The sequence below is a fragment of the Pseudomonas putida genome (assembly GCF_028682635.1).
Classification (GTDB): Bacteria; Pseudomonadota; Gammaproteobacteria; order Pseudomonadales; family Pseudomonadaceae; genus Aquipseudomonas; species Aquipseudomonas putida_AE.
The window spans coordinates 286,508-309,841 of sequence record NZ_JANHLK010000001.1; the positions used below are offsets into that span (position 1 = coordinate 286,508).

The following is a 23,334-nucleotide window of genomic DNA, read 5'->3' on the forward strand; positions in this document are numbered from 1 at the left end:
TGGCTTGCCAGCGAAGCTTTTAAGAGGCCCACCCCGGCTTACGCTTTTGCACAAAGGCCAGGGTCCCCTCGACCCCTTCAGCCCCGGTCACCGCCTCGCTGAACCACTCAGCCGCCTGATCCAGCAGCTCATCCGATGGCTGCCCCGCACTCGCCAGCAACAATTTCTTGGTCGCCGCATTCGCCTCCGGCGCACAACACAACACATGCGCCAACACCTCATCGAGCCGTTCGGCCAACGCCTGGGCATCGTGCTCGACGAAATGCACCAGCCCCATCCGCCGCGCCTGGGTGCCGTCGAAACGTGCCGCTGTCAGGGCCAGGCGGCGTGCCTGGGTCAGGCCGATGCGCTGGACCACGAACGGCGCGATCTGCGCCGGCACCAGGCCGAGGCTGGTTTCCGGCAGGCCGAACTGCGCCTGGTGATCGGCCAGGGCAATGTCGCTGACGCAGGCCAGACCGAAGCCGCCACCGAGCACCGCGCCTTGCAAGACCGTGATCACCACTTGCGGCGCGTGCTGCACTTCCTGCAGCAACGCACCGAACAGCCGATTCAGATCGCGGTGCGCGCTCGTGCCCTGGGCGCGCGCTTTGGCCATGTCCTTGAGGTCGGCGCCGGCGCAGAAATGCCCGCCGGCACCGCCGATCACCAGGGCCCGAATCCCCCGGTCCTCGTGCACCGCCGCCAGCACCGCACGCAGTTCGCTGACCATCTGCAGGCTCATGGCGTTGCGGCTGTCCGGTCGATTGAGAGTGATGTGCAGCACGCCGTTGTGCAATTCGAGCAGCAGGGTCTGGCAAGCGGGCAGGGTGCTCATGGCTTTTTCCCCGGCAGGATGCCCATCAGCTTGCAGATGATCCCCAGCATGATTTCGTCCGCGCCGCCGCCGATCGACACCAGGCGTACATCGCGATACGCGCGGGCCACCGGGTTGTCCCACATGAAGCCCATGCCGCCCCAGTATTGCAGGCAACTGTCGCTGACCTCGCGGCCCAGGCGACCGGCCTTGAGCTTGGCCATCGACGCCAGGCGCGTGACGTCCTGGCCCTTGATGTATTGCTCGGTGGCTTGATACACCAGTGCCCGCAGGCACTCGATCTCGGTTTGCAGTTCGGCCAGGCGAAAGTGAATGACCTGGTTGTCGATCAGCGCACTGCCGAAGGTCTTGCGCTCCTTGCAGTACTCGATGGTGCTGTCGACGCAATACTCCAGGCCCTTGATCATGTTGGCCGCACCGAACAGGCGCTCCTCCTGGAACTGCAGCATTTGCATCATGAACCCGGCGCCTTCATGGCCGATGCGGTTGCGCTGTGGCACCCGCACGTTGTCGAAAAACACCTGGGCGGTTTCCGAGCTGCGCATGCCCAGTTTGTCCAGGTGCGAGCTGAGGCTGATGCCGGGGCTGTTCATCGGCACCATGATCAGCGATTTGTTGACGTGGGGTTTGTCGTCCGAGGTGTTGGCCAGCAGGCAGATGAAGTCGGCGCTCGGCGAGTTGGTGATCCACATCTTGCTGCCATTGATCACGTAGTCGTCGCCGTCCTTGCGCGCGCTGGTTTTCAAGCCGGCCACGTCGGAGCCGGCGCCGACTTCGGAGACGCCGATACAGCCAACCTGCTCGCCGCTGATGGCCGGGCGCAGGAATTCATCGCGCAAGTCATCGGAACCGAAGCGCGCCAGGGCCGGGGTGCACATGTCGGTCTGCACGCCGATCGACATCGGAATGCCGCCGCAATGAATGGTGCCGAACTCTTCGGCGGCGACGATCGAGTAGCTGTAGTCCAGGCCCATGCCGCCGAACTTTTCCGGTTTGGAAATGCCCAGCAGCCCCAGGTCGCCGGCCTTGCGAAAAATCTCGTGGATCGGAAAGCGCCCGGCCTTTTCCCATTCATCGACGTGGGGATTGATCTCGTGATCGACGAATTGGCGAACGGTGCGACGCAGTGCTTCGTGTTCCTGGGTGAAGATCATTCTTGTTGTTCTCCTGATTAGAACCGGGCTACACCAAAACTGTTGGCTTGCAGCGGCCGCACCTCGGCCTCAAAACAGATATCCAGCAAGTAACCGAGCAGGGTCCGGGTATCCCGTGGGTCGATCAGGCCGTCGTCCCACAGATTGGCGCTGCCATACAGCGCCGTGGACTGGCTGTCGAGTTTCTGCGCAGTGACCTGTTCGAGCATGTCGAGCATCTTCGGGTCGGGCACCAGGCCGTCCTTGGCCTGCTTGGCCTCGGTGACGATGCGCAAGACTTTGCCGGCCTGGGCGCCGCCCATCACGGCGGTGCGGCTGTTGGGCCAGGCGAAGATGAAACGCGGGTCCAGGCCACGCCCGCACATCGCGTAGTTGCCGGCGCCATAGGAACCGCCCACCACGACGGTCAGTTTTGGCACCCGGGCATTGGCCACCGCCTGGATCATCTTGGCGCCGTGCTTGATCACCCCTTGCTGCTCCGATTCGGTGCCGACCATGAATCCGGTGGTGTTGTGGAAAAACAGCAGCGGCGTCTGGCTCTGGTCGCACAGCTGAATGAACTGCGCCGCCTTGCTCGCGCCCTTGGGCGTGATCGGCCCGTTGTTGCCGATGAACCCGCAGGCGTACCCCTGGATTTTCAGTTGGCCGCAGACGGTCTGCTGATCGAACTCGGCCTTGAATTCGAGGAAATTCGAGCCGTCGGCGACGCGGGCGACGATCTCGCGCACGTCGTAGGGCTTTTTCGGATCATCGGGGATCAGGCCGAGCAATTCGTCGATGGGGTAGAGCGGCTCCTGCCATTGCCTGGCGGGCGACATCGGCAGGCGCGCATTCCACGGCAGCAGGCTGACGATCTCGCGCACCAGGCGCACGCCGTCGGCATCGTTCTCGGCCAGGTATTCGGCGGTGCCGGCCGTTTGCGCGTGCATCTCGGCGCCCCCCAGTTCCTCGTCAGTGGCGACTTCTCCAGTGGCCGCTTTCAACAGCGGCGGGCCGGCCAGGAACAGCTTGGCCTTGCCGCGTACCACCACCACGTAGTCCGACAGCCCTGGTTGATAGGCGCCGCCGGCCGTCGCCGAGCCGTGGACCACGGTAATCTGCGGCAGGCCCATGGCCGACATGCGCGCCTGGTTGGCAAAGCTGCGCGCGCCTTCGACGAAAATCTCCGCCGCGTAATTGAGGTTGGCGCCACCGCTCTCGGCGAGGGTAATCACCGGCAGTTTGTTTTCCATGGCGATCTGTTGCAGGCGCAGGGACTTTTTCAGGCCCGAGGGGGAAATGGTGCCGCCCTTGATCGCACTGTTGTTCGCCACCACCAGTACCCGTACACCCGACACGTAACCGATCCCGGCGATCAAGCCGCCACCGGCCGCGCTGCCATCTTTGTCGTCGTGCAGCTTGTAGCCGGCCAGGCCGGCCAGTTCGAGAAACGGCGCACCAGGGTCGAGCAACAGGTTGAGGCGTTCGCGAGGCAGCAACTGCGCGCGTTTTTCGAACTTGGGTCTGGCCTCGGCCGCCTTGTCCAGCAGGGTCTGTTCAAGGCTGCGCAGCTGCTCGACGGCAACCAGCATTGCCGCGCGGTGGCGGGCGAACGGTTCGCTGCGGGGGTCGAGTTGCGACTGAATCACCGGCATGGCTTATTCCTTGTCCTTGAGCACATCAGGCAGGTACGCGCGGTGGAAGCCGTTGTACGACTCGCTGTGGGTCGCCTTGTGGATCGGCCAGGCCCGCCCGCCGAGGCTGGCCGCGCCGTCGATGCGCAGGGTGCTGCCGCTGATGAACGCCGCGCCCGGGCTGAGCAGGAACACGATCGCCGCGCTGACTTCCGATTCGGTGCCGATGCGCTTGAGCGGCACGTGTTCACGCAAGGTCGGAATCACCGCCTTGAACGCACCTTCGTAGGTGTCCATGCCGCTGGACGCGATCCAGCCCGGCGCCACGGCGTTGACCCGGACCCCGGCGTGGCCCCATTCGAAGGCCGCGGTCTTGGTCAGGTTGTCCATGCCCGAGCGCGCCGCGCCCGAGTGGCCCATGCCCGGCATGCCACCCCACATATCGGCGAGCATGTTGACGATGGCGCCGCCATGTTTGCTCATGGACTGGTTGAACACTTCCCGGGCCATCAGGAAGCCGCCCAGCAGATTGGTGCGCATCACCGTTTCGAAACCCTTCAGGTTGATCGAGGCCAGTGGTGACGGGTACTGGCCGCCGGCGTTGTTGACCAGGCCGTGAATCGGGCCGTGCTTGCGGATCAGTTCGCTGACCAGATGCGTGACCGCTTCTTCCTCGCGGATATCGCAAGTGCTCCAGTCAGCCCTGCCGCCATCTTCGGCAATTTCGGCGGCGACGGTTTTCAGCTTGTCGGCCTTGCGCCCGACCAGCAGCACATGGGCGCCGAGGGCCGCCAGTTCGTGAGCGGTGCAGCGGCCGATGCCACTGCCGCCACCGGTGACGATGATGGTCTGGCCGGCAAACACATCGGCTTTGAAAATCGAATCGTAGGCCATGGCGGCAATCCTCTAGTTGACCTGGTCGGCGATGCGCTGGGGCACCGGAATCTGGATTTCCAGCAACTGCTGGGCGAACGCCTTGCCCTGCGGATCGATCCGCAGGCTGGCCACGCCCCCGCCACCCAGGGCGTTTTCCAGGAGGAAATTGAGGCTGTGGGTGGCGGGCAAGTACCAACGCTCGACGCGCCCGTGGATCGGGTCGAGGACGTGGCTCATCCAGTCGACGATCACCTCCGGGGTCAGGGCTTCGGCGATCCACGGCAGGTACTGCGGGTCGCGGGCCATGACGCCGATGTTGCTGTGGTTGCCCTTGTCGCCCGAGCGGGCGACCGCGAGCTTGACCAGGGCGACGCTGGCGTCGGCCGGGCCCGAAGGCCTGGGTGGCTCGAACGGTACCGGCAAGTCGGCGCTGTCGAGCACATCGAGGGCGGGCAGGGCGCAGGGGTGGCGCTGGCCCATGAGATCAATGTCCAGCGTGCAGGCGTTTTTGTCGATCAGGAACGAAAACAAGCGGATCAGCGGATACACCGTCGGCCGGCCACCGACGATCCCGGTCAGCCCCGGCGCCATGCCGGTGGCGGCCTGGGCGATTTCCCGGGAGAACAGGATCAACGCCTGTTTGTGCGGATGGCGCACCGCGAGCTTGATCACCACTTCGCGGCTGTCCTGGCGCTGGCCGTGGGGGCCGTAAGTGGCTTCGCTGCCAAGCAGTTCAATGTTCACCTCGCTGTAGGGCGCCCAGTCGCGCTGGCTGAACATCTGCGAGGTCTTGTTGATGATCGCTTCACTGACACGCCGGGCCTTGTCCACCGCATCGATCCCGGCGATCAGGCAACTGGCGGTGCAGCGAAAACCGTCCGGGTAGGTGGCGCTGACCTTGTACTGGGCGGTGGGCGGCAAGCCTTTTGCGCCGTGGACCCGGACTGCGTTTCGGCCTTGTTGCACGAGCCGGACCTGGGTGAAATCGCAGACCACGTCGGGCAGCAGGTAGGCCCGTGGGTCGCCGATTTCATAGAGCATCTGTTCGCCCACGGTCAGGGGCGTGACCAATCCGCCGCTGCCTTCGGGCTTGCTGACGATGAACTGGCTGTCGGCGCTGACTTCGACGATGGGAAAGCCGATGTGCTCGTAGTCGGGCACATCGCGCCAATCGGTGAAATTGCCGCCGGTGCATTGCGCGCCGCATTCGATGATGTGCCCGGCCAGCGCCGCCTGGGCCAGTTTGTCGTAGTCGTGCCACGACCAGCCGAACTCATGCACCAGCGCGGCACTGACCACGGCGCTGTCGACCACGCGCCCGGTGATCACGATGTCCGCGCCCAGGCGCAGGGCTTCGACGATGCCCGGTGCGCCAAGGTAGGCGTTGGTCGAGACACACATTGGCGGCAGGGGGGCGCCGCTGAACATTTCATGAATGCCCTGGCTGCCTAGCTGCTTGAATTGCGGTTGCAGGTCATCGCCCAGCAGGACGGCGATCTTCAGGGTGACGCCGGCCTTGTCGCAGGCCGCTTGCAGGGCCGCGGCACAGGCGTGCGGATTGACGCCGCCGGCATTGCTGATCACGCGGATCTTTTGTTCGGCGAGTTGGGAGAGCAGCGGCCCGAGGACTTCGACGAAGTCAGTGGCGTATCCGGCCTGGGGATCTTTCATCCGCGCGCCCGCCATGATCGACAGGGTGATTTCGGCCAGGTAGTCGAAGACCAGGTAGTCCAGGTGCCCGCCTTCCACCAGTTGCGCGGCGGCGGTCGAGGTGTCGCCCCAGAAGGCGCTGGCGCAGCCGATGCGAATCGTTCTTGGCGCAATCAACTCCATAACCACCTCCGGCAACAATGCTTCGAGACTACCAAGCAAGCGCTTGGTTTGTAAACGGCTGAACTATCTTCTGCCCGAGCGCTTGCTTGGTCGTCGCCAGTTGCTTAAATTGCCAGCGCAACCCCAATGTTTTCGCGGGGAGCGCGGCATTGGACTGATCGACTGTAGGAGAGAACGGGTGGATGAGCAAAAAGCCTTGAGCGTCATGCGCGAGTTGGTCGACAGCGGGCAATTGACCGACCCCGACAGCGCCCGTGGCAAGTTGCTGCAAGTGGCGGCCCACCTGTTTCGCCACAAAGGCTATGAACGCACGACCGTGCGCGACCTGGCCGGTGCCGTGGGCATCCAGTCGGGGAGCATTTTTCATCACTTCAAGAGCAAGGACGAGATCCTGCGGGCGGTGATGGAGGAGACCATTCGCTACAACACCGCGTTGATGCGGGCGGCCATCGCCGAGACGGGCGACGTGCGCGAACGGGTGCTGGCGCTGATCCGCTGCGAATTGCAGTCGATCATGGGCGGCAGTGGCGAAGCCATGGCCGTGCTGGTGTACGAATGGCGATCGCTGTCCGAGGAGGGCCAGGCCCAGGTCCTGGCGCTACGCGATATCTATGAAGACATCTGGCTGCAGGTGCTGGGTCAAGCCAAGAGCGCCGGTTTTATCCGCGGCGATGTGTTTATCACCCGGCGCTTCCTGACCGGGGCGCTGTCCTGGACCACCACCTGGTTTCGTGCCGGTGGCAGCATGAGCCTGGATCAACTGGCGGAGGAGGCCTTGATCCTGGTGCTGGAGGGCAAGTAAGGCGGGTGTGCGTGTCGGCAGGAAACTGGCTAACTGGGCGAAACCGCCTAGCTTGAATGCATTGATGCAGTACTTCGGGAGTGGGTTGTTTTGATGTCTTCGCCAATTCGGACGGCTTCGCGGTTTTTACTGGCGGTGGTCGCGGCGTTATCGGTTCTACCGACCCAGGCTGCACAACTGGTGCGCATCGGTGCCGCACACTTTCCACCCTACACGGTGCGCCCTGAATCCGGGGCCGACACCGGCCTGTTGCCGCAACTGGTCGAGGCCCTCAACACCCTGCAAAGCGACTACCGGTTCGTGCTGGTACCCACCTCCATTCCCCGTCGTTTTGGCGATTTCAAGCAAGGCCGGGTGGACATGGCGATCTTCGAAAACCCCAATTGGGGCTGGAAGGACATTCCCCACACCAGCGTCGACATGGGCCTGGAAGATGCCGAAATCTTCGTCGCCCAACGCCTGCCGGAGCGCCAGCAAAGTTACTTCAGCGACCTCAGCGGCAAGCGCCTGGCGTTGTTCAGCGGCTACCACTACGAGTTCGCCAACTTCAATGCCGACCCCAAGTATCTCGCCACTCACTACAACGCCACGTCGACCTACTCCCATGACAGCAACCTGCTGATGGTGCTGCGTGGGCGCGCCGATGTCGCCCTGGTCACACGGTCCTACCTGAGCGACTACTTTCTGCGCAACCAGCATGTCGCCAGCGAGTTGCTGGTATCCGAGCGCGTCGACCAGATCTATCACCACTACGCCATTCTGCGGCCGGCCGCGCCGATCAGCGGGGAGGCCTTCGGCAAGTTGCTGCAAGGGTTGCGGGACAATGGCCAGATGCTGAAGATTTTCGACCCCTACAAAATTGCGGTCTTGCCGGCGCCGGCTAACTGAGCGGGGCACCGTAAGTCGTGTATCGCTTAAATTTTCCGGCTTGGCTCACGTCAAACGTTGACCTGTCGACGAATCGTGAGCCCGACCCATGTCCAATCCGAATGTCCTGCCTTTACCAAACGGCAGCCGTCTCGTAGCCGATGAAACCGAAACCGGGCTGAGCCTGAGCCTTGAAGGCCAGTCGCTGATCCAGCTACACCTGACTCGCGCGCCCGAGTTGCTGCTGCAATTGCACGAGGGCGCTCCACGCCCCGACAGCCGGGCCATCTGGGCCGCGTGTTACTGGTTGTTCGCCCGTGACCCTGCTTGCCAGCGACTGGTCTGGCAACTCGATGAAGCGCCACCTGAAGCGTTGCTCAGCGCATTGCTGGTGTCTACCGAAACGGTCGGCCAGTTCCGTTGCGAACGCACGCTGTTCTGGCAGTTGCCGCAGCCGTGGCTGGGTCAGTCGCTGACGGGCTGTTACCCACAGCAGAGGGTATTCAGCGGCGGCAAGCGTCACCCGTTGCGCCCACCGAAGCCACGGGGCGAGGTGTATCGGCGTTTCGATGCCAGGCTGGGGGCCTGGATTTCCCTGCGTACGGTGGACATCGACGAGGATCTTGCGCGTTTCAATCGCTGGCAGAACAGCCCTCGAGTGGCGAATTTCTGGCAGGAGCAGGGCAGTCTCGAACAGCATCGAGAGTACCTGGGCAAACTCCAGGACGATCCCCATACCCTGACCTTGATCGGTTGTTTCGACGATCAGCCCTTTGCCTACTTCGAAGCGTATTGGGCCAAGGAAGACCGCATCGCGCCGTTCTACGAGGCAGGTGATCACGACCGTGGCATTCATATGCTGGTGGGGGAAGAAAATCATCGTGGGCCGCACAAGGTAGCGAGCTGGCTGTCGGCGTTGGTGCACTACCTGTTTCTCGACGATCCACGTACCCAACGGGTCGTCGCCGAGCCCCGTGCCGACAACGCGAAGATGATCGGGCACATGCAAGGACAGGGATTTTACTGCGAGAAGGAATTCGACTTTCCACACAAGCGCGCAGCGTTAATGGCGCTGGGGCGCGAGCGGTTCTTCGATCGCTGCTCGTTGACCTGAACCGGGAGTATCGGCAGAAAATCGTCCGAATGCCGCGAAGGACTTCGGACGATTTTGCAGCTAGCGGTCCTGCGCTTCCTTGGCGTCCATTTCCGCATTGCGTTCGGCGACGCGTTTGCGCTGTTCATCGGTCAGCTCAACCTTGTGGGCGGTGTCACGCAGCATCATCAGACCGCCAACGATAGAGCCAATGGCAACTATCAGAATCAACCAGGCATACCAGGGCATGGGACCTCCTTGAAAGCCGGTCGGCGGGCGAGGGTTTCGCTTGCCGAACGTGCATACCACTTTGAGCGATTGGATTTCGCAGTGGTTCCATTCTATGCCTGTTTCACACCTGCGATGTTGCCTGTCATGCCGCCATCGCGAGCAAGCTCGCTCCCACAGGGTTTTTGCAGTGTCTGGGTGAACGCATTCCCCCTGTGGGAGCGGGCTTGCTCGCGAAGGGGCCAGCCAGAACAACGCTGTAACCAAGCCATAAACCCAGTCTTTACGCTTTCTTTATACCCCGCGCGCACCCTCGCTCTCGTTCCTTTACAGGCTCCCTGCCGACAATACCTCCACACGCGGCAATACGCCGTAACACGGAGAACTTCCATGAGCGTTCTGGACGGAGTGTCACTGCTGCTGGCAGTGGGACTGTTCATTTATCTGTTGGTTGCGCTGTTGCGCGCAGACCGGAACTAGGAGCGGCTATGCACAGTTATGACTATTGGCTGATCCTGGCGTTTTTCGCGCTGGTTTTGGTCCCGGCACCGTTCCTGGGGCGGTTCTACTACCGGGTCATGGAAGGCCAGCGCACCTGGCTGACACCCATCCTTGGTCCGGTGGAACGCGGTTGTTATCGTCTGGCCGGCGTCGATCCCCAGGTTGAACAGAGCTGGCAGAAGTACACCCTGGCCTTGCTCGCCTTTAACCTCGCGGGTTTCCTGTTGCTGTTCGCAATCCTGCTGTTCCAGGGCCACTTGCCGCTGAACCCGCAAAACCTGCCCGGCCAGGAGTGGACGCTGGCGTTCAACACCGCCGTCAGCTTCATGACCAACACCAACTGGCAGGGCTACAGCGGCGAAGCATCCCTGAGCTACCTGAGCCAGATGGTCGGCCTCACCGTGCAGAACTTCGTCAGCGCCGCCACCGGCCTGGCGGTACTGGTAGCGCTGTGCCGCGGCATCGGTCGCAAATCCACGGCGTCGCTGGGCAACTTCTGGGTCGACATGACTCGCGCCACCCTCTACGGCCTGCTGCCACTGTGCCTGCTGCTGGCGCTGTTCCTGGTCTGGCAGGGCGTGCCGCAAACCTTCGCGCAGTACGTCAATGCGCTGACGATGCAGGGTGTCGATCAGGTCATCCCACTGGGGCCGGCCGCGAGCCAGATTGCGATCAAGCAACTGGGCACCAACGGTGGTGGCTTCTTCGGCGTCAACTCGGCGCATCCGTTCGAGAACCCGACGGCCTGGAGCAACCTGTTCGAAGTGGCGTCGATCATCCTGATTCCGGTCGCGCTGGTGTTCACCTTCGGCCATTACGTCAAGGACCTGCGCCAGAGCCGCGCGATCATTGCCTGCATGCTCGCCCTGTTCCTGATCGGCGGCGCGACCTCGCTGTGGGCCGAGTACCAGCCCAACCCGAGCCTGGCCAACGTCGCCGTCGAACAGACCGCACCGCTGGAGGGCAAGGAGGCACGTTTCGGTACCACCGCCACGGTGCTGTGGTCGGTGACCACCACGGCGGCCTCGAACGGATCGGTCAATGGCATGCATGACAGCCTCAACCCGCTCAGCGGCATGGTCGCGCTGGTCAACATGATGGTCGGCGAAGTGATCTTCGGCGGCGTCGGTGCCGGCCTCTACGGCATGTTGCTCAACGTGCTGATCGCAGTGTTCCTCGCCGGCCTGATGATCGGCCGGACCCCGGAATACCTCGGTAAAAAACTGCAGGCCCGCGAGGTGCAACTGTTGGTGGTGACCCTGCTGGTCATGCCGATCGGCGTGCTGGTCCTCAGTGCGATTGCCGCCAGCCTGCCAGGGCCCGTGGCCTCGGTGAGCAACCCCGGCGCCCATGGGTTTAGCCAATTGCTCTACGCCTACACCTCGGCCAGTGCCAACAACGGTTCGGCGTTCGCTGGCTTCGGCGCCAATACGGCGTACCACAACCTGATGCTGGGCCTGGGCATGTTGATCGGTCGCTTCGGCTACATCCTGCCGGTGCTGGCCCTGGCCGGCAGCCTGGCGATGAAGAAGACCGCACCGATCGGCCAGAACAGCTTCCCGACCCACGGTCCGCTGTTCGTGACCTTGCTGACCGTGACCATCTTGCTGGTGGGTGGTTTGACCTTCCTGCCGACGCTGGCGCTGGGTCCGATTGCTGAACATCTGAGCATGGGCTTCTAAGGAATCCATCATGAATATGCCTGTAAGCAAAACCGCCGTCGTCAAGGCGCCGGAACAACCAAAAACCGCTATCTCGGCCCTCTGGCGCCCGGCGCTGGTGCAAGCGTTCGTCAAGCTCGACCCACGGCAATTGCAGCGTGCGCCGGTGATGCTGGTGGTCGAACTGACGGCGATCCTGACCACCGTGCTGTGCTTCATTCCCGACACGGCGGTGCCGACCTTCGTCGCCGCGCAGATTGCCCTGTGGCTGTGGTTCACCGTGCTGTTCGCCAACTTCGCCGAGGCCCTGGCCGAAGGTCGCGGCAAGGCCCGCGCCGACAGCCTCAAGGCCGGTAGCGAAGGCTTGAGCGCCCGACGCAGGACCAGCAACGGCAGCTTTCAAGTAGTGCCAGCCGCCAACCTGCGCAAGGGCGATGTGGTGCGCGTCGAAGCGGGGGAGATGATCCCCGGCGACGGCGAGGTGATCGAAGGCATCGCGGCGGTCAACGAAGCGGCGATCACCGGTGAATCGGCGCCGGTGATTCGTGAGTCCGGTGGCGACCGCTCGGCCGTGACCGGCAACACCCGCCTGGTGTCTGACTGGCTGCTGGTGAAGATCACCGCCAATCCCGGCGAGTCGACCCTGGATCGCATGATCGCCCTGGTCGAAGGCGCCAAGCGCCAGAAAACCCCGAACGAAGTGGCGCTGGACATCCTGTTGATCGGCCTGACCCTGATCTTCCTGCTGGTGGTGGTTACCCTGCAGCCGTTCGCCCACTTCGCCAATGGCAGCCTGCCGCTGGTGTTCCTGGTGGCCTTGCTGGTCACGCTGATCCCGACCACCATCGGCGGCCTGTTGTCCGCCATCGGTATCGCCGGCATGGACCGCCTGGTGCGCCTGAACGTGATCGCCAAGTCCGGTCGCGCCGTGGAGGCGGCGGGGGACGTGCACGTCCTGCTGCTGGACAAGACCGGCACCATCACCTTCGGCAACCGTCGTTGCTCGGCGGTGTATGCCGCGCCGGGTGTGAGTAGCAAGGAACTGGCCGAGGGTGCGTTGTTCGCGTCCCTGGCCGACGACACCGCTGAAGGCAAGTCCATCGTCGAGTACTTGCGCGGCCTTCATCCGCAGGCCGAGCCGTCCGCTGAACTGCTGACAGCCGTACCGTTCAGCGCCGAAACCCGCCTGTCCGGTGTCGACTATCAGGGTCGCGTGTATCGCAAGGGTGCGGTGGATTCGTTGCTGGCGTTCGTGGGCCTCAAGCGCGCTGAACTGGCGCCGGCGCTGTCCCGTGAAATCGACAAGATCGCCCAGAGCGGCGGCACCCCGTTGCTGGTCTGTGCCGACGGCAAACTGCTCGGCGCGATCCACCTCAAGGACGTGGTCAAGCCGGGCATCCGCGAGCGTTTCGCCGAGCTGCGCAAACTGGGGATCCGCACGGTCATGGTCACCGGCGACAACCCGCTGACCGCCGCGGCGATTGCCGCTGAAGCGGGCGTTGACGACGTGTTGGCCGAAGCCACGCCGGAGAAAAAACTGGCGCGCATCCGCCACGAGCAAAACGACGGGCGCCTAGTGGCCATGTGTGGCGACGGTGCCAACGACGCCCCGGCCCTGGCCCAGGCGGACGTGGGCATGGCGATGAACGACGGCACCCAGGCGGCGCGCGAAGCGGCGAACATGGTCGACCTCGACAGCGACCCGACCAAGCTGCTGGACGTGGTGCAGATCGGCAAGGAACTGCTGGTGACCCGCGGCGCGCTGACGACCTTTTCCATCGCCAACGACGTGGCCAAGTACTTCGCCATCCTGCCGGCCCTGTTCGCCGCGATCTACCCGCAACTGGGCGTGTTGAACGTCATGCAGCTGCACAGCCCGCAGAGCGCGATTCTCTCGGCGATCGTGTTCAACGCCCTGATCATCGTGGTGCTGATTCCGTTGGCGCTGCGTGGTGTGCGGGTACAGGCGGCGAGTGCGGCGGCGTTGTTGCGACGCAATCTGCTGATCTATGGGCTTGGCGGGATTGTCGTGCCGTTTGTGGGAATCAAGGCGATCGACATGTTGTTGACGGCGTTGCATCTGGTTTGAAACAACATCCCCTCTGTAGGAGCTAGCTTGCTAGCGATGGGCGTTAACGATGACGCGTTCCGTCTGGATGAACGCGGCGCCCTCCGGTTCTTCGCGAGCAAGCTCGCTCCTACAGGTTTTTGTGTGAATTCGAGGATTTTGAAATGTCCACAATGATACGCCCGGCCCTGAGCCTGCTGGTCCTGATGACCCTGATCACCGGCGTCGCCTATCCCCTGGTGGTCACCGGCGTGGCCCAGGTCGCCTTCCCGGACCAGGCCAATGGCAGTCTGGTGCGCGATGCCGACGGCAAGGTTCGCGGCTCAACGCTGATCGCCCAGGATTTCGTCGGCGACGCCTGGTTCCACCCACGGCCATCGGCCGGTGCCTTTGCCACCGTGTCGAGCAGCGCCAGCAACCTGTCGCCGAGCAACCCGGCCCTGGCCACCCGGGTGATCGACGATGCCAACAAACTCCAGGTCCCAGGGCAGGGGCCGGTACCGCTGGCAATGCTCACCACCTCCGGCAGCGGCCTCGATCCGCACTTGCCACCGGCCGCGATTGCCTATCAACTGGCGCGTGTCGCGGCAGCGCGCAATCTGCCGGTGGCGACCCTGCAGAATCTGTTGGATGCGCACATCGAGCAGCCATTGGTGGGCCACCCGTGGTGAATGTGCTTGAGTTGAATCAGGCGCTGGAAAAGCTCTAAATCAAAAGATCGCAGCCTTCGGCAGCTCCTACAGGTGTCCGCCGATCCCCTGTAGGAGCTGCCGCAGGCTGCGATCTTTTGAGGCCACACCCAAATCCGAAATCGAACAAGGCAAAGACAAATGAGCGACTCCGGCCGCGCCGACGCGCTGTTAGCAGACCTGCCCCGCGATGGCCGTGGCCGGCTCAAGGTGTTCCTCGGCGCCGCGCCCGGTGTAGGCAAGACCTACGCCATGCTGCAAGCCGCCCACAGCCAACTGCGCCAGGGCGTGAAAGTCATTGCTGGCGTGGTCGAAACCCATGGCCGCGCCGAGACCGAAGCGTTGCTCGGCGGCTTGCCGCAACTGCCGTTGGTGCGCTCGTCATACCGTGGCGTGGAGCTCGAGGAAATGGACCTCGACGGTCTGCTCGCGGCCAAGCCAAGGCTGGTGCTGGTGGACGAACTGGCCCACACCAACGCCCCCGGCAGCCGACACGAAAAGCGCTGGCAGGACATTCAGGAACTGCTCGCCGCGGGCATCGACGTGTACACCACGGTCAACGTCCAGCACCTGGAAAGCCTCAATGATCAGGTGCGCGGCATCACCGGCGTGCAGGTGCGCGAAACCCTGCCGGACTGGGTGTTGCAGGAAGCCTACGAACTATTGCTGATCGACTTGCCGCCCCGGGAGTTGCTCGAGCGCCTGCGCGACGGCAAGGTCTACGTGCCGGAGCAGGCGCGTGCGGCGATCGATGCGTTTTTCTCCCAGACCAACCTCACCGCCCTGCGCGAACTGGCCATGCAAACGGCCGCCGCCCAGGTCGACAACGACTTGACCCAGGGTTATCGCCAGATGGGGCAGGCGGCGCCCACGGTGCGTGGTCGCTTGCTGGTCGGCGTCGATGGCGATGCCCAGGCCGAGCGCCTGGTGCGTCACGCCAGCCGGGTCGCCCAGCGACGGCATCTGCCGTGGAGCCTGGTGCATGTGGACAACGGCAGCCTGCGTGACGAGCAGTCGCGCCTGCGCCTGCAAAGTGCCCAGCAACTGGCTGAACGCCTCGGCGGTGAAGTGGTGCTGCTGCGGGCTGGCGAGGTGGCGAAAACCCTGATCCAGCATGCCGCCGAACGCCGCGCCAGCCTGGTGCTGGTAGCCCAGTCGCGGCCGCGCCTGCGCCGTCGCCTGTTTGGTGGCGGCCTGGCGGCGCGCTTGCTGCGCAACGCCCGCGGGCTGGAAATCAACGTGCTCGACACCGAGCATGAACAGCATCAGCCACGCCAGCGCTCAATGCAGTCGCTGGTCTGGTTCGACTACGCCCTGGCCGTGGTGGCGACGGTGTTGGCCAGTGCCCTGGCCTGGGCGGTGGCGAGCGTGCTGCCGTTGCCGAACATCTCGCTGGTGTTCCTCGCCGCCGTGTTGCTGGTGGCGGTGCGCAGCAGTCTGGGCCCGGCACTGGCCTGTGCGGCGTTGTCGTTCCTGACCTACGATTTTTTGTTCATTCCGCCGAATTTTTCCTTCAGCATCCAGCGCGAAGAAGACGTCCTGACCTTGCTGTTCTTCCTGCTGATGGCGGCCCTCACCGGCAACCTCGCGGCGCGCCAGCGCCGGCAATTGCAGGCCTTGCGTGACACCCAGGAAGAGACCAGCGAACTGCTCGACCTGTCGCGCAAACTCACCGCCGCCACCGACCGCCAGGCCGTGGTCAGCGCGGCGACTCAGCACCTCAACGGCTGGAGCGATGTGCAACTGTGCCTGCTCAACCGCGATGGCCAGAGCGGCTGGAAAGTCGAGACCGGTGGCCCGCTGGAATTCACCGAAGCCGAACGCGCCGCCGCCGATTGGGCCTGGCAGCACGATCAACCGGCGGGCGCGGGCACCGGGACTCTACCGTTCGGCCGTTGGTGGTGGTGGCCCTTGTCGGTGGAGGACGGTCCGCTGGCGCTGCTCGGTGTGTGTGCGAAAGAGGGCCAGACCTTGAGCGGCCAGCGTCGGCGTCTGTTGACCGCATTGAGCCAGCCGCTGGCCCAGGCACTGGCCCGCGCGCAATTGGTCGATGACCTGGAAGCCGCGCGGTTGCACGGCGAAACCGAACAACTGCGCAGTGCCTTGCTGGCGTCGGTGTCCCACGATCTGCGCACGCCACTGACCTCCATGCGCGGCAGCATCGACAGCCTGCTGGCCCTCGGCGAGGCCATTCCACTGGAGGATCGCCGCGAGCTGTTGGAAGGCACCCGCGATGAAGCCGAACGCCTCGATCGCTACATTCAGAACCTGCTGGACATGACCCGCCTCGGTCACGGCGCGTTGAAGCTGGCGCGGGACTGGGTGTCACCGGCGGACATCGTCGGCAGTGCGCTCAATCGCCTGCGCGCGGTGCTGGCGCCGTTGCAGGTCAGCACTGAAGTGCCGGGGGAGCTACCGCTGCTGTTCGTGCATGCGGCGCTGATCGAACAGGCGCTGGTCAACGTGCTGGAAAACGCCGCGCGGTTTTCCCCCGCCCATGGGCGCCTGCAATTGCGTGCCGGGGCGGACGACACCGAGCTGTTTTTCTCGGTGAGCGACGAAGGCCCGGGGATTCCGCAGGACGAGCGGGCGAAGATTTTCGACATGTTCTACACCGCCGCCCGTGGCGACCGGGGTGGGCAGGGCACCGGGCTGGGGTTGGCGATCTGTCAGGGCATGGTCGGTGCCCATGGCGGGCGGATCAGCGTCGCCGACGGCATCGAAGGGCGCGGCACCTGCATCACCCTGCACTTGCCGCTGCAGGCGCAGCCCGGATATGAGGGTGAAGCCTGATCGTGCGTGCGCTACTCTCTTGCCACTTCTTTGTGTTGACGTGAATTCATGAGCCAGACCGCGACCATTTTGGTCATCGACGACGAACCGCAGATCCGCAAATTCCTGCGCATCAGCCTCGCTTCCCAAGGCTACAAGGTACTGGAGGCCGGCACCGGCACCGAAGGCCTGGCGCAGGCGGCCTTGAACAAACCGGACTTGCTGGTGCTCGACCTCGGCTTGCCGGACATGGACGGCCAACAGGTGTTGCGCGAGTTTCGCGAGTGGTCGACGGTGCCGGTGCTGGTGCTCTCGGTGCGTGCCGCTGAAGGGCAGAAAGTCGAGGCGCTGGATGGCGGCGCCAATGACTACGTGACCAAGCCGTTCGGCATCCAGGAATTCCTGGCGCGGATTCGTGCGCTGCTGCGCCAGGCCCCGGTGGGCGAAACCCAGTCAGCGGCGCTGTCCTTCGGCCCGCTGATGGTGGACCTGGCCTATCGCCGGGTCTTGCTCGATGGCAGCGAAGTCGCGCTGACCCGCAAGGAATACGCGGTGCTGGCGCAACTGGCACGGCATCCCGGACGGGTTATCACCCAGCAGCAATTGCTCAAGGACATCTGGGGGCCGACCCATACCGAAGACACACATTACCTGCGGATCGTGGTTGGGCACCTGCGCCAGAAACTGGCGGATGACCCGACGCAGCCCAGGTTTATCGTCACTGAGGCGGGGGTGGGGTATCGGTTGTTGAGTGAGGGTAGTCTCTGATTTTGTGTTGCCTGTGGGGGCCCCTTCGCTGGCAAGCCAGCTCCTACAGGGATCTCAGCGTCCTCTGTAGGAGCTGGCTTGCCAGCGAAGAGGCCCGCACATTCACCGAAGAACCTCAGGAATCCCGCTCATTCTCATACCGGTCCAAAGTATCGCGCGCAATCTCCCGCCCCAGCGCGATCAACTCCGGCGCCTTGTAGAACTCGAAAAACCGGCACACCCGCTTCGGCACGTTGATCAGGATGTCCGGCGGATATCCGGCAATCTTGTATTGCGCCAACGAGGTCTGCATCACCTCGAAACTCTGGTTGATCAAGTCCAGCAGGGACGCCGGCCCCACGTTGTCGATGATGAACGACCCTGTGGCCGATTTCGGCGCGCCGTCCTGCTCGGGCGCGGCCGCCGGTTGTTGCGAGTCAGGCTTGGCCGACTCGACCCAAGGGTTGATCTCCGCCGCTTCGGCCAACAGCGCTTCCTTCTCCAGCAGCAGCAATTGCTCGGCCTGCTTGCGCCGGAACGGCATCTTCGAACCCAGGGAATTGATCAGGCTGTCGAAGCGGGTCTTGAACGCGGCCGGGCGCTGGATCACCGGCAACTGGTAGTGACGCTGGTTGGTGGAGTTGAGGTTGACCGCGATGATCAGGTCGCAATGGCTCGACACCACCGGCACGATCGGCAACGGGTTGAGGATGCCGCCATCGACCAGCATGCGATTGCCCTGCATCACCGGCGTAAACAGGCTGGGAATGGCCGCCGACGCACGCATGGCCTGGTGCAGGCAGCCTTCCTGGAACCAGATTTCCTGCTGGTTGGTCAGGTCGGTGGCCACCGCCGTATAGGGGATGCGCAGGTCTTCGATATTGATTTCACCCACGATCTTGCGGATCTGCCCGAAGACCTTTTCCCCGCGGATCGCCCCCAGACGAAAACTGACGTCCACCAGGCGCAGCACGTCGAGATAATCCAGGCTCTCGATCCAGTCGCGATAATCATCGAGTTTGCCGGCGGCGTAGATCCCGCCGACCACCGCACCCATGGAACAACCGGCGATACAGGCGATATCGTAGCCACGCCGTTCGATTTCCTGGATAACGCCGATATGGGCATAGCCCCGGGCTCCACCCGAGCCCAACACCAGTGCGACACGCTTTTTCATTGATCGCCCTCGTTTGAATGGTTCAACAATGCACCCTTCGAGGGGCAGGCTTCAATCGGCAGGTCGTTCGGTCGCGCGAATGGGTCGTTTTTTCGACACTCCATGGCGGCTGATGGGTATTCTCCCGCCTCAGGGTTTGCGTTGGCGATGGACGGCACTTTTTGCCCGCCAGACCGTCCTACCTGCATGACTGTTTTCCTATCTTTGAGGTGTAAGAAATGAAAGCCTGGATCTGTGTGCCACTGATTGCCCTGGCACTGGCCGGTTGTGCCGGCAAAACCGCCTATCGCGACAGCTGCGGCAGCCAGCTCGATGCCGCGTGGCGAGAGCTGGACCTGGCCAAGGCCGAAGGCTTCGCCGGTACCGTCAGCTACTCCAAGGCGTTGTCGCTGCTGACCGCGGCCAAGACCCAGCAGCAATTCGAAGGCTTCGAGGGCTGCTCGAAAAAGGCCGAAAAGGCGCGTTTCTATATTCGTGAATCGCGCGCGGGGCGATAGAAGCAGCTACAAGTTATAAGCTGCAAGCTGCAAGTGAGTTCGCTTGCAGCTTATAACTTGCAGCTTGCAGCTGTTTAGGGAGTAAACCCCATGATCAACCGGCTGGTGGCCCGCGTCCTGGGCCTGGAAATTCGTCTGCTGGCCTGTCAGGCACGCTTGAGTGCCCATACCGACCCTGAGGCCTTGCACGACTTGCGTACCACGATGCGCCGGTTGCGTAGCCTGTTGCGACCCTTGCGTGGCTTGCCCGGCGTCGAGCAGCTGGAAGTGGCGGCGTCCGCAGTTGGTGACTTGACCACGCCATTGCGCGATCGTGAAGTGATGGCGGCCTACTTGCTGGAGCACGATCAACCGCAAGCCGCGCAGCGACGCATGGCGCAAATGGCCAAGGCTTATCCCGCGGTGGCGACCAGTAATGAGCTGGCGCAGCTGCTGATGATCCTCGATGCCTTCCCGCGATTCCTGCGCGCCGCCCAACGCCAGGGGTTGCTCAAGGGGCTCGTCAAGCGCATCGAAAAACGCCTGGACAAGCAGTGGAAGAAACTCGACAGCGCCCTGCACGATCCCGCCCATGACCGTCATCGTTTGCGCCTGCTGATCAAGCGTGTGCGTTACGGCATCGACGCCTATCCCGAACTGGATCGCCTGCCCAAGGCCGCCATGCCCCGCTTGAAAGCAGCCCAGGGGGCTCTGGGGGACTGGCACGACTGTGTGCAATGGCTGGCCATGGCCGAGCAGGAAGCGGATCTGCAGCCTTGTGTCGCCGTTTGGCAAACCACCATGGCCAAGGCCGAACAGCGCGCCGACCGCGTCCTGGACAAGCTCAGCGCCGACTGTTTCAAATCCTGAAACCCCCACGGCCCCTTTGTAGGAGCGAGCTTGCTCGCGATGGACTCAAGGACACCGCGTACATTCAGGATGAACGCGTTATCGTTAACGTCCATCGCGAGCAAGCTCGCTCCTACAGGGGCACAGACGGCTCATCTGTCAGTCAAATTGACCGGAATAGGCACTGTACAGCCTCCGTGAGCTGGTTAAGATCCCCTCATCTTTTTCCTTTTCTTGAGGTCTTCATGCGCTTTTGCGATCTGCTCGACGCTGTTCGCCGTCAGTCACGCGAACTGTCTATCCCGGCCGGATGGGCACAAGGGCGCGCCAGCTTCGGCGGCCTGGTGGCCGCTCTGCAATACGAAGCCATGCGCGCCCAGGTGCCGGCGGACCGGCCGGTGCGCTCGCTGGCGATCACCTTTGTCGGCCCGGTCGAACCCGGCGTGCCGGTCAGTTTTGAAGTCGATGTATTGCGCGAGGGCAAGGCTGTCAGCCAGGTGCTGGGCCGGGCGATGCAAAAGGGCCAGGTGGTGACCGTGGTCCAGGGCAGCTTCGGCGCCTCGCGTCCATCGCAAGTGAAGGTACAGGCAGAGCCGGCACCAGAGATGAAGCATTGGGAGGACTGCCAGGAACTGCCTTTCATCGAGGGCGTGGTCCCGCAATTCATGCAGCATCTGGCGATGCGCTGGAGTGTTGGCGGATTGCCGTTTTCCGGCAGTACATCCCGTCAGATGGGCGGCTGGGTGCGCTTGCGCGGCGATGTGAAGGAGGAGCCGGTCACCGAGGCGCATATCCTGGCGCTGGTCGATGCCTGGCCACCGGCCCTGATGCCGTTCCTCAAGCAACCGGCGATGGGCAGCACGCTGACCTGGACGATCGAGTTCGTCCAACCGCTACTGCAGCTGAGCACCCTGGACTGGTGCAAGTACCTGGTCGAAACCGAACACGCCGCCGACGGCTACGGCCATGCCGCCGCGAAACTGTGGGACGAGGAGGGGCGTTTGATTGCCATGAGCCGGCAGACGGTGACAGTGTTCGCCTGATCAATTCGCCTGATCAATGCCGACGGTGGCGCTCCCGCCAGGCGCGCCACCAGCCGCCGCTGAGAAAAAATCGCGGGAAGGTCAGGAACTGCTCGACCAGCAGGCGCGATACCGCGTCTTTGCGATCGCTGAACGGCTCGGCGGCTTGCAGCTCCAGGGTATGGCCGTGACGCTGCAAACCCAGTGCGGCGATCACGCCGATGATGCCGATGGCGAAGTTCGCCAGGTTCAGGCCGAACACCCCGGTGACGATCAGCAGGAACGCGACGATGAACAACGGCACGGCGATCAGGTGCAGCACCAGGTTGGTCGGGTGCTGGTGATTGTTCGGGTAGGCACGCCATTGCCAGGCGGGAAGGTTGGGGTGACGTTTACCCATGATGCTGATCCTCGATCCATGTTGAACTGATGAATCAAGGATAGGCCCGGTCATTGCAGGCGGCGAATCAAGCTTGGCTATCGAAGCGATAGCGATCATGGGCATTCTCGATGTTGGCCGTTACAGCTTGAGCTGCCCGATCGCCTTGCTCAACTGACCGGCCAACGCCGCCAGCTCGTCACTGGTGGTTGCCGAACTGACAGTCTGGCGCACCGTGTTCTCGGTCACATCGCGAATGCTCACCACCGCGCGGTTCATCTCTTCGGCCACCTGGCTCTGTTGCTCGGCCGCCACGGCGATCTGGGTGTTGCTTTCGCGCATCTGCGCCACCGCCCCGGTGATCTGCGCCAACGCGGCCCCAGCCTCCTGCGCCTGCTGTACGCATTCGTCGGCCTTGAATGAACTCTCCTGCATGAAGTCCACCGCATCGCGAGTGCCTGATTGCAACGCGGACACCATCACGGTGATTTCATCGGTGGAGGTTTGCACGCGCTTGGCCAGGTTGCGCACTTCATCGGCGACCACCGCAAAGCCACGGCCCATTTCACCGGCCCGGGCCGCTTCGATCGCCGCGTTCAGCGCCAGCAGATTGGTCTGCTCGGCAATGCTGTGAATCACATTGACCACCCCGTTGATCTTTTGGCTGTCCTCGGCCAGGCGCTGGATCATCTCGGCGGTCTGCTGCACCCCGGTCGACAGCCCGGCAATCGATCGCTGCACGCGCATCACCACTTCCTGGCCGCTGCCGGCCAGGGTGTCGGCAGATTGCGACAGGTCGCGGGTGGCACCGGCGTGCTGGGCGATGTGGTAGACGGTGGCGGTCATTTCATTGATGGCCGTCGCCGCCTGATCGGTTTCGCTCTGCTGGCCCAGCATGCCGTGACGCACTTCATTCATGCTCGAGGCCAGGCGTGCGGCACCGTCGTCCAGTTGCCGGACCGTGCTGGCGACGGTGCCGACCACGCGTTGGTAACCGGCCTGCATGGCGTTGAAAGCGTTGGCCATCTGCCCGACTTCGTCGCTGCAGGTCAGCGGGACGCGGGCCGACAGGTCACCGGTTTTTTCGACGTGCAGCATCACGTCCTTCAAGGTATTGAGCTGGCTGAGCAAAAAACGGATCAACAACTGTGAGGCGCCAAGCATCGCCAGCATCAGGATGAACACCGCCACCGCATAGTTGGCGAAACGCTCGCCAAACACCTGGGCCAGGCTTGGGCCATGGGCAATCAGCGCGACCCGCTGACCATCAACGCGGGTGAAGACTTCGGCGCCGATCGGCAGGTTGTCACCGACATACGGCAACGCATTGAGTTCGACCCAGCCGTTGGCATCCGCCAGTGCCTGCAGCGGCTGGCCGTTGAGCATCGGTGCCTGGCCCTGATCGAAAGTCAGCAGATGCTCTGCCTTGGGCAGCGGCTGCCCGGCAGGCCAGTCTGCGAGCAGTCGCGCCTGAGCCTGGGCCGATGCCTGGGCGGCATGACTTCGGGCCTGTTGCTCGAGGTGCACGGCATAAAACACCAGCAGGAGCGTGGTGACGAAGGCGACGGCATTGACCGCCCAGAATTTGTACTTCAACGAGATGTTGCTAAGCCAGGCACCCATGGAGGTCTTCTCTGATAGCGGAAACAGTTTTGGCAAGGTGCCATTATTGTGCCGCTACTCGTAGGCTGATCGCTTGATGTGGGTCAA

At 63.4% G+C, this 23,334-nt stretch carries 20 protein-coding genes and 2 pseudogenes; 13 read left to right on the plus strand and 9 right to left on the minus strand.

Going from position 1 to position 23,334, the window contains the following annotated elements; all coding sequences use genetic code 11:
• Window positions 1-19: 19 nt before the first annotated feature.
• The 5 genes from NPS56_RS01345 to NPS56_RS01365 are packed head-to-tail and all read right to left on the minus strand — an operon-like array spanning window position 20 to window position 6,293.
• Entirely contained in the window at window positions 20-817 is a 798-nt protein-coding gene (locus NPS56_RS01345; RefSeq protein WP_274073112.1) for an enoyl-CoA hydratase/isomerase family protein, read from the minus strand.
• Entirely contained in the window at window positions 814-1,971 is a 1,158-nt protein-coding gene (gene atuD, locus NPS56_RS01350; protein WP_274073113.1) for a citronellyl-CoA dehydrogenase, read from the minus strand. The genes NPS56_RS01345 and atuD overlap by 4 nt, the downstream gene beginning before the upstream one ends.
• A gap of 17 nt (window positions 1,972-1,988) precedes the next feature.
• Window positions 1,989-3,605 carry a geranyl-CoA carboxylase subunit beta gene (atuC, locus tag NPS56_RS01355; protein WP_274073114.1) on the minus strand — a complete coding sequence of 539 codons (1,617 nt, stop codon included), beginning with the start codon at window positions 3,603-3,605 and terminating at the stop codon, window positions 1,989-1,991.
• 3 nt (window positions 3,606-3,608) lie between these two features.
• Window positions 3,609-4,478 (minus strand): SDR family oxidoreductase, encoded by an 870-nt coding sequence (locus NPS56_RS01360; protein WP_274073115.1) that lies wholly within the window; start codon window positions 4,476-4,478, stop codon window positions 3,609-3,611.
• Window positions 4,479-4,490: 12 nt separating this feature from the next.
• Window positions 4,491-6,293, minus strand: coding sequence for an acyclic terpene utilization AtuA family protein (locus tag NPS56_RS01365; RefSeq protein WP_274073116.1), 1,803 nt, complete (start codon window positions 6,291-6,293; stop codon window positions 4,491-4,493).
• Between the two features lie 178 nt (window positions 6,294-6,471).
• Between NPS56_RS01365 and NPS56_RS01370 the strand changes: the two genes are divergently transcribed.
• From NPS56_RS01370 to NPS56_RS01380, 3 genes are all read left to right on the plus strand, one after another.
• Window positions 6,472-7,095, plus strand: a complete 624-nt coding sequence (locus NPS56_RS01370; RefSeq protein WP_274073117.1) for a TetR/AcrR family transcriptional regulator — start codon at window positions 6,472-6,474, stop codon at window positions 7,093-7,095.
• A 93-nt stretch (window positions 7,096-7,188) separates the two neighbouring features.
• Window positions 7,189-7,983: a substrate-binding periplasmic protein gene (locus NPS56_RS01375; RefSeq protein WP_274073118.1), complete on the plus strand. Its 795-nt coding sequence runs from the start codon at window positions 7,189-7,191 to the stop codon at window positions 7,981-7,983.
• A gap of 88 nt (window positions 7,984-8,071) precedes the next feature.
• On the plus strand, window positions 8,072-9,076 hold the full coding sequence (locus NPS56_RS01380) for a GNAT family N-acetyltransferase (protein ID WP_274073119.1): 1,005 nt from the start codon (window positions 8,072-8,074) through the stop codon (window positions 9,074-9,076).
• A gap of 60 nt (window positions 9,077-9,136) precedes the next feature.
• Here NPS56_RS01380 and NPS56_RS01385 read toward each other — a convergent pair whose 3' ends face one another.
• Window positions 9,137-9,304 carry a DUF2897 family protein gene (locus NPS56_RS01385; protein WP_274073120.1) on the minus strand — a complete coding sequence of 56 codons (168 nt, stop codon included), beginning with the start codon at window positions 9,302-9,304 and terminating at the stop codon, window positions 9,137-9,139.
• Between the two features lie 369 nt (window positions 9,305-9,673).
• Between NPS56_RS01385 and kdpF the strand changes: the two genes are divergently transcribed.
• From kdpF to NPS56_RS01415, 7 genes and pseudogenes are all read left to right on the plus strand, one after another.
• Window positions 9,674-9,763: a K(+)-transporting ATPase subunit F gene (gene kdpF, locus NPS56_RS01390; RefSeq protein WP_007899818.1), complete on the plus strand. Its 90-nt coding sequence runs from the start codon at window positions 9,674-9,676 to the stop codon at window positions 9,761-9,763.
• 8 nt (window positions 9,764-9,771) lie between these two features.
• Window positions 9,772-11,466 (plus strand): potassium-transporting ATPase subunit KdpA, encoded by a 1,695-nt coding sequence (gene kdpA, locus NPS56_RS01395; protein WP_274073121.1) that lies wholly within the window; start codon window positions 9,772-9,774, stop codon window positions 11,464-11,466.
• A gap of 10 nt (window positions 11,467-11,476) precedes the next feature.
• Entirely contained in the window at window positions 11,477-13,534 is a 2,058-nt protein-coding gene (gene kdpB / locus NPS56_RS01400) for a potassium-transporting ATPase subunit KdpB (protein WP_274073122.1), read from the plus strand.
• Window positions 13,535-13,570: 36 nt separating this feature from the next.
• Window positions 13,571-13,660: pseudogene (locus NPS56_RS31160) on the plus strand (outer membrane lipoprotein carrier protein LolA); the annotation flags it as partial.
• A gap of 17 nt (window positions 13,661-13,677) precedes the next feature.
• Window positions 13,678-14,222: pseudogene (kdpC, locus tag NPS56_RS01405) on the plus strand (potassium-transporting ATPase subunit KdpC).
• Between the two features lie 121 nt (window positions 14,223-14,343).
• Window positions 14,344-16,995, plus strand: a complete 2,652-nt coding sequence (locus NPS56_RS01410; protein WP_274073123.1) for a sensor histidine kinase — start codon at window positions 14,344-14,346, stop codon at window positions 16,993-16,995.
• 48 nt (window positions 16,996-17,043) lie between these two features.
• Window positions 17,044-17,742, plus strand: coding sequence for a response regulator (locus tag NPS56_RS01415; protein ID WP_274073124.1), 699 nt, complete (start codon window positions 17,044-17,046; stop codon window positions 17,740-17,742).
• Between the two features lie 115 nt (window positions 17,743-17,857).
• Here the strand turns inward: NPS56_RS01415 and NPS56_RS01420 are convergent, their stop codons facing one another.
• On the minus strand, window positions 17,858-18,898 hold the full coding sequence (locus NPS56_RS01420; protein WP_274073125.1) for a patatin-like phospholipase family protein: 1,041 nt from the start codon (window positions 18,896-18,898) through the stop codon (window positions 17,858-17,860).
• Between the two features lie 218 nt (window positions 18,899-19,116).
• Here NPS56_RS01420 and NPS56_RS01425 point away from each other — a divergent pair, with 218 nt between their 5' ends.
• From NPS56_RS01425 to NPS56_RS01435, 3 genes are all read left to right on the plus strand, one after another.
• On the plus strand, window positions 19,117-19,395 hold the full coding sequence (locus NPS56_RS01425) for a hypothetical protein (protein WP_008061821.1): 279 nt from the start codon (window positions 19,117-19,119) through the stop codon (window positions 19,393-19,395).
• A gap of 90 nt (window positions 19,396-19,485) precedes the next feature.
• Window positions 19,486-20,244, plus strand: coding sequence for a CHAD domain-containing protein (locus NPS56_RS01430; RefSeq protein ID WP_274073126.1), 759 nt, complete (start codon window positions 19,486-19,488; stop codon window positions 20,242-20,244).
• A 224-nt stretch (window positions 20,245-20,468) separates the two neighbouring features.
• Window positions 20,469-21,266, plus strand: coding sequence for an acyl-CoA thioesterase (locus NPS56_RS01435; protein ID WP_274073127.1), 798 nt, complete (start codon window positions 20,469-20,471; stop codon window positions 21,264-21,266).
• A 13-nt stretch (window positions 21,267-21,279) separates the two neighbouring features.
• Here the strand turns inward: NPS56_RS01435 and NPS56_RS01440 are convergent, their stop codons facing one another.
• Together NPS56_RS01440 and NPS56_RS01445 are read right to left on the minus strand one after the other, a co-directional pair.
• Window positions 21,280-21,645, minus strand: coding sequence for an Mpo1-like protein (locus NPS56_RS01440; protein ID WP_274073128.1), 366 nt, complete (start codon window positions 21,643-21,645; stop codon window positions 21,280-21,282).
• A 120-nt stretch (window positions 21,646-21,765) separates the two neighbouring features.
• Window positions 21,766-23,247, minus strand: a complete 1,482-nt coding sequence (locus NPS56_RS01445; protein ID WP_274073129.1) for a methyl-accepting chemotaxis protein — start codon at window positions 23,245-23,247, stop codon at window positions 21,766-21,768.
• Window positions 23,248-23,334: the final 87 nt, after the last annotated feature.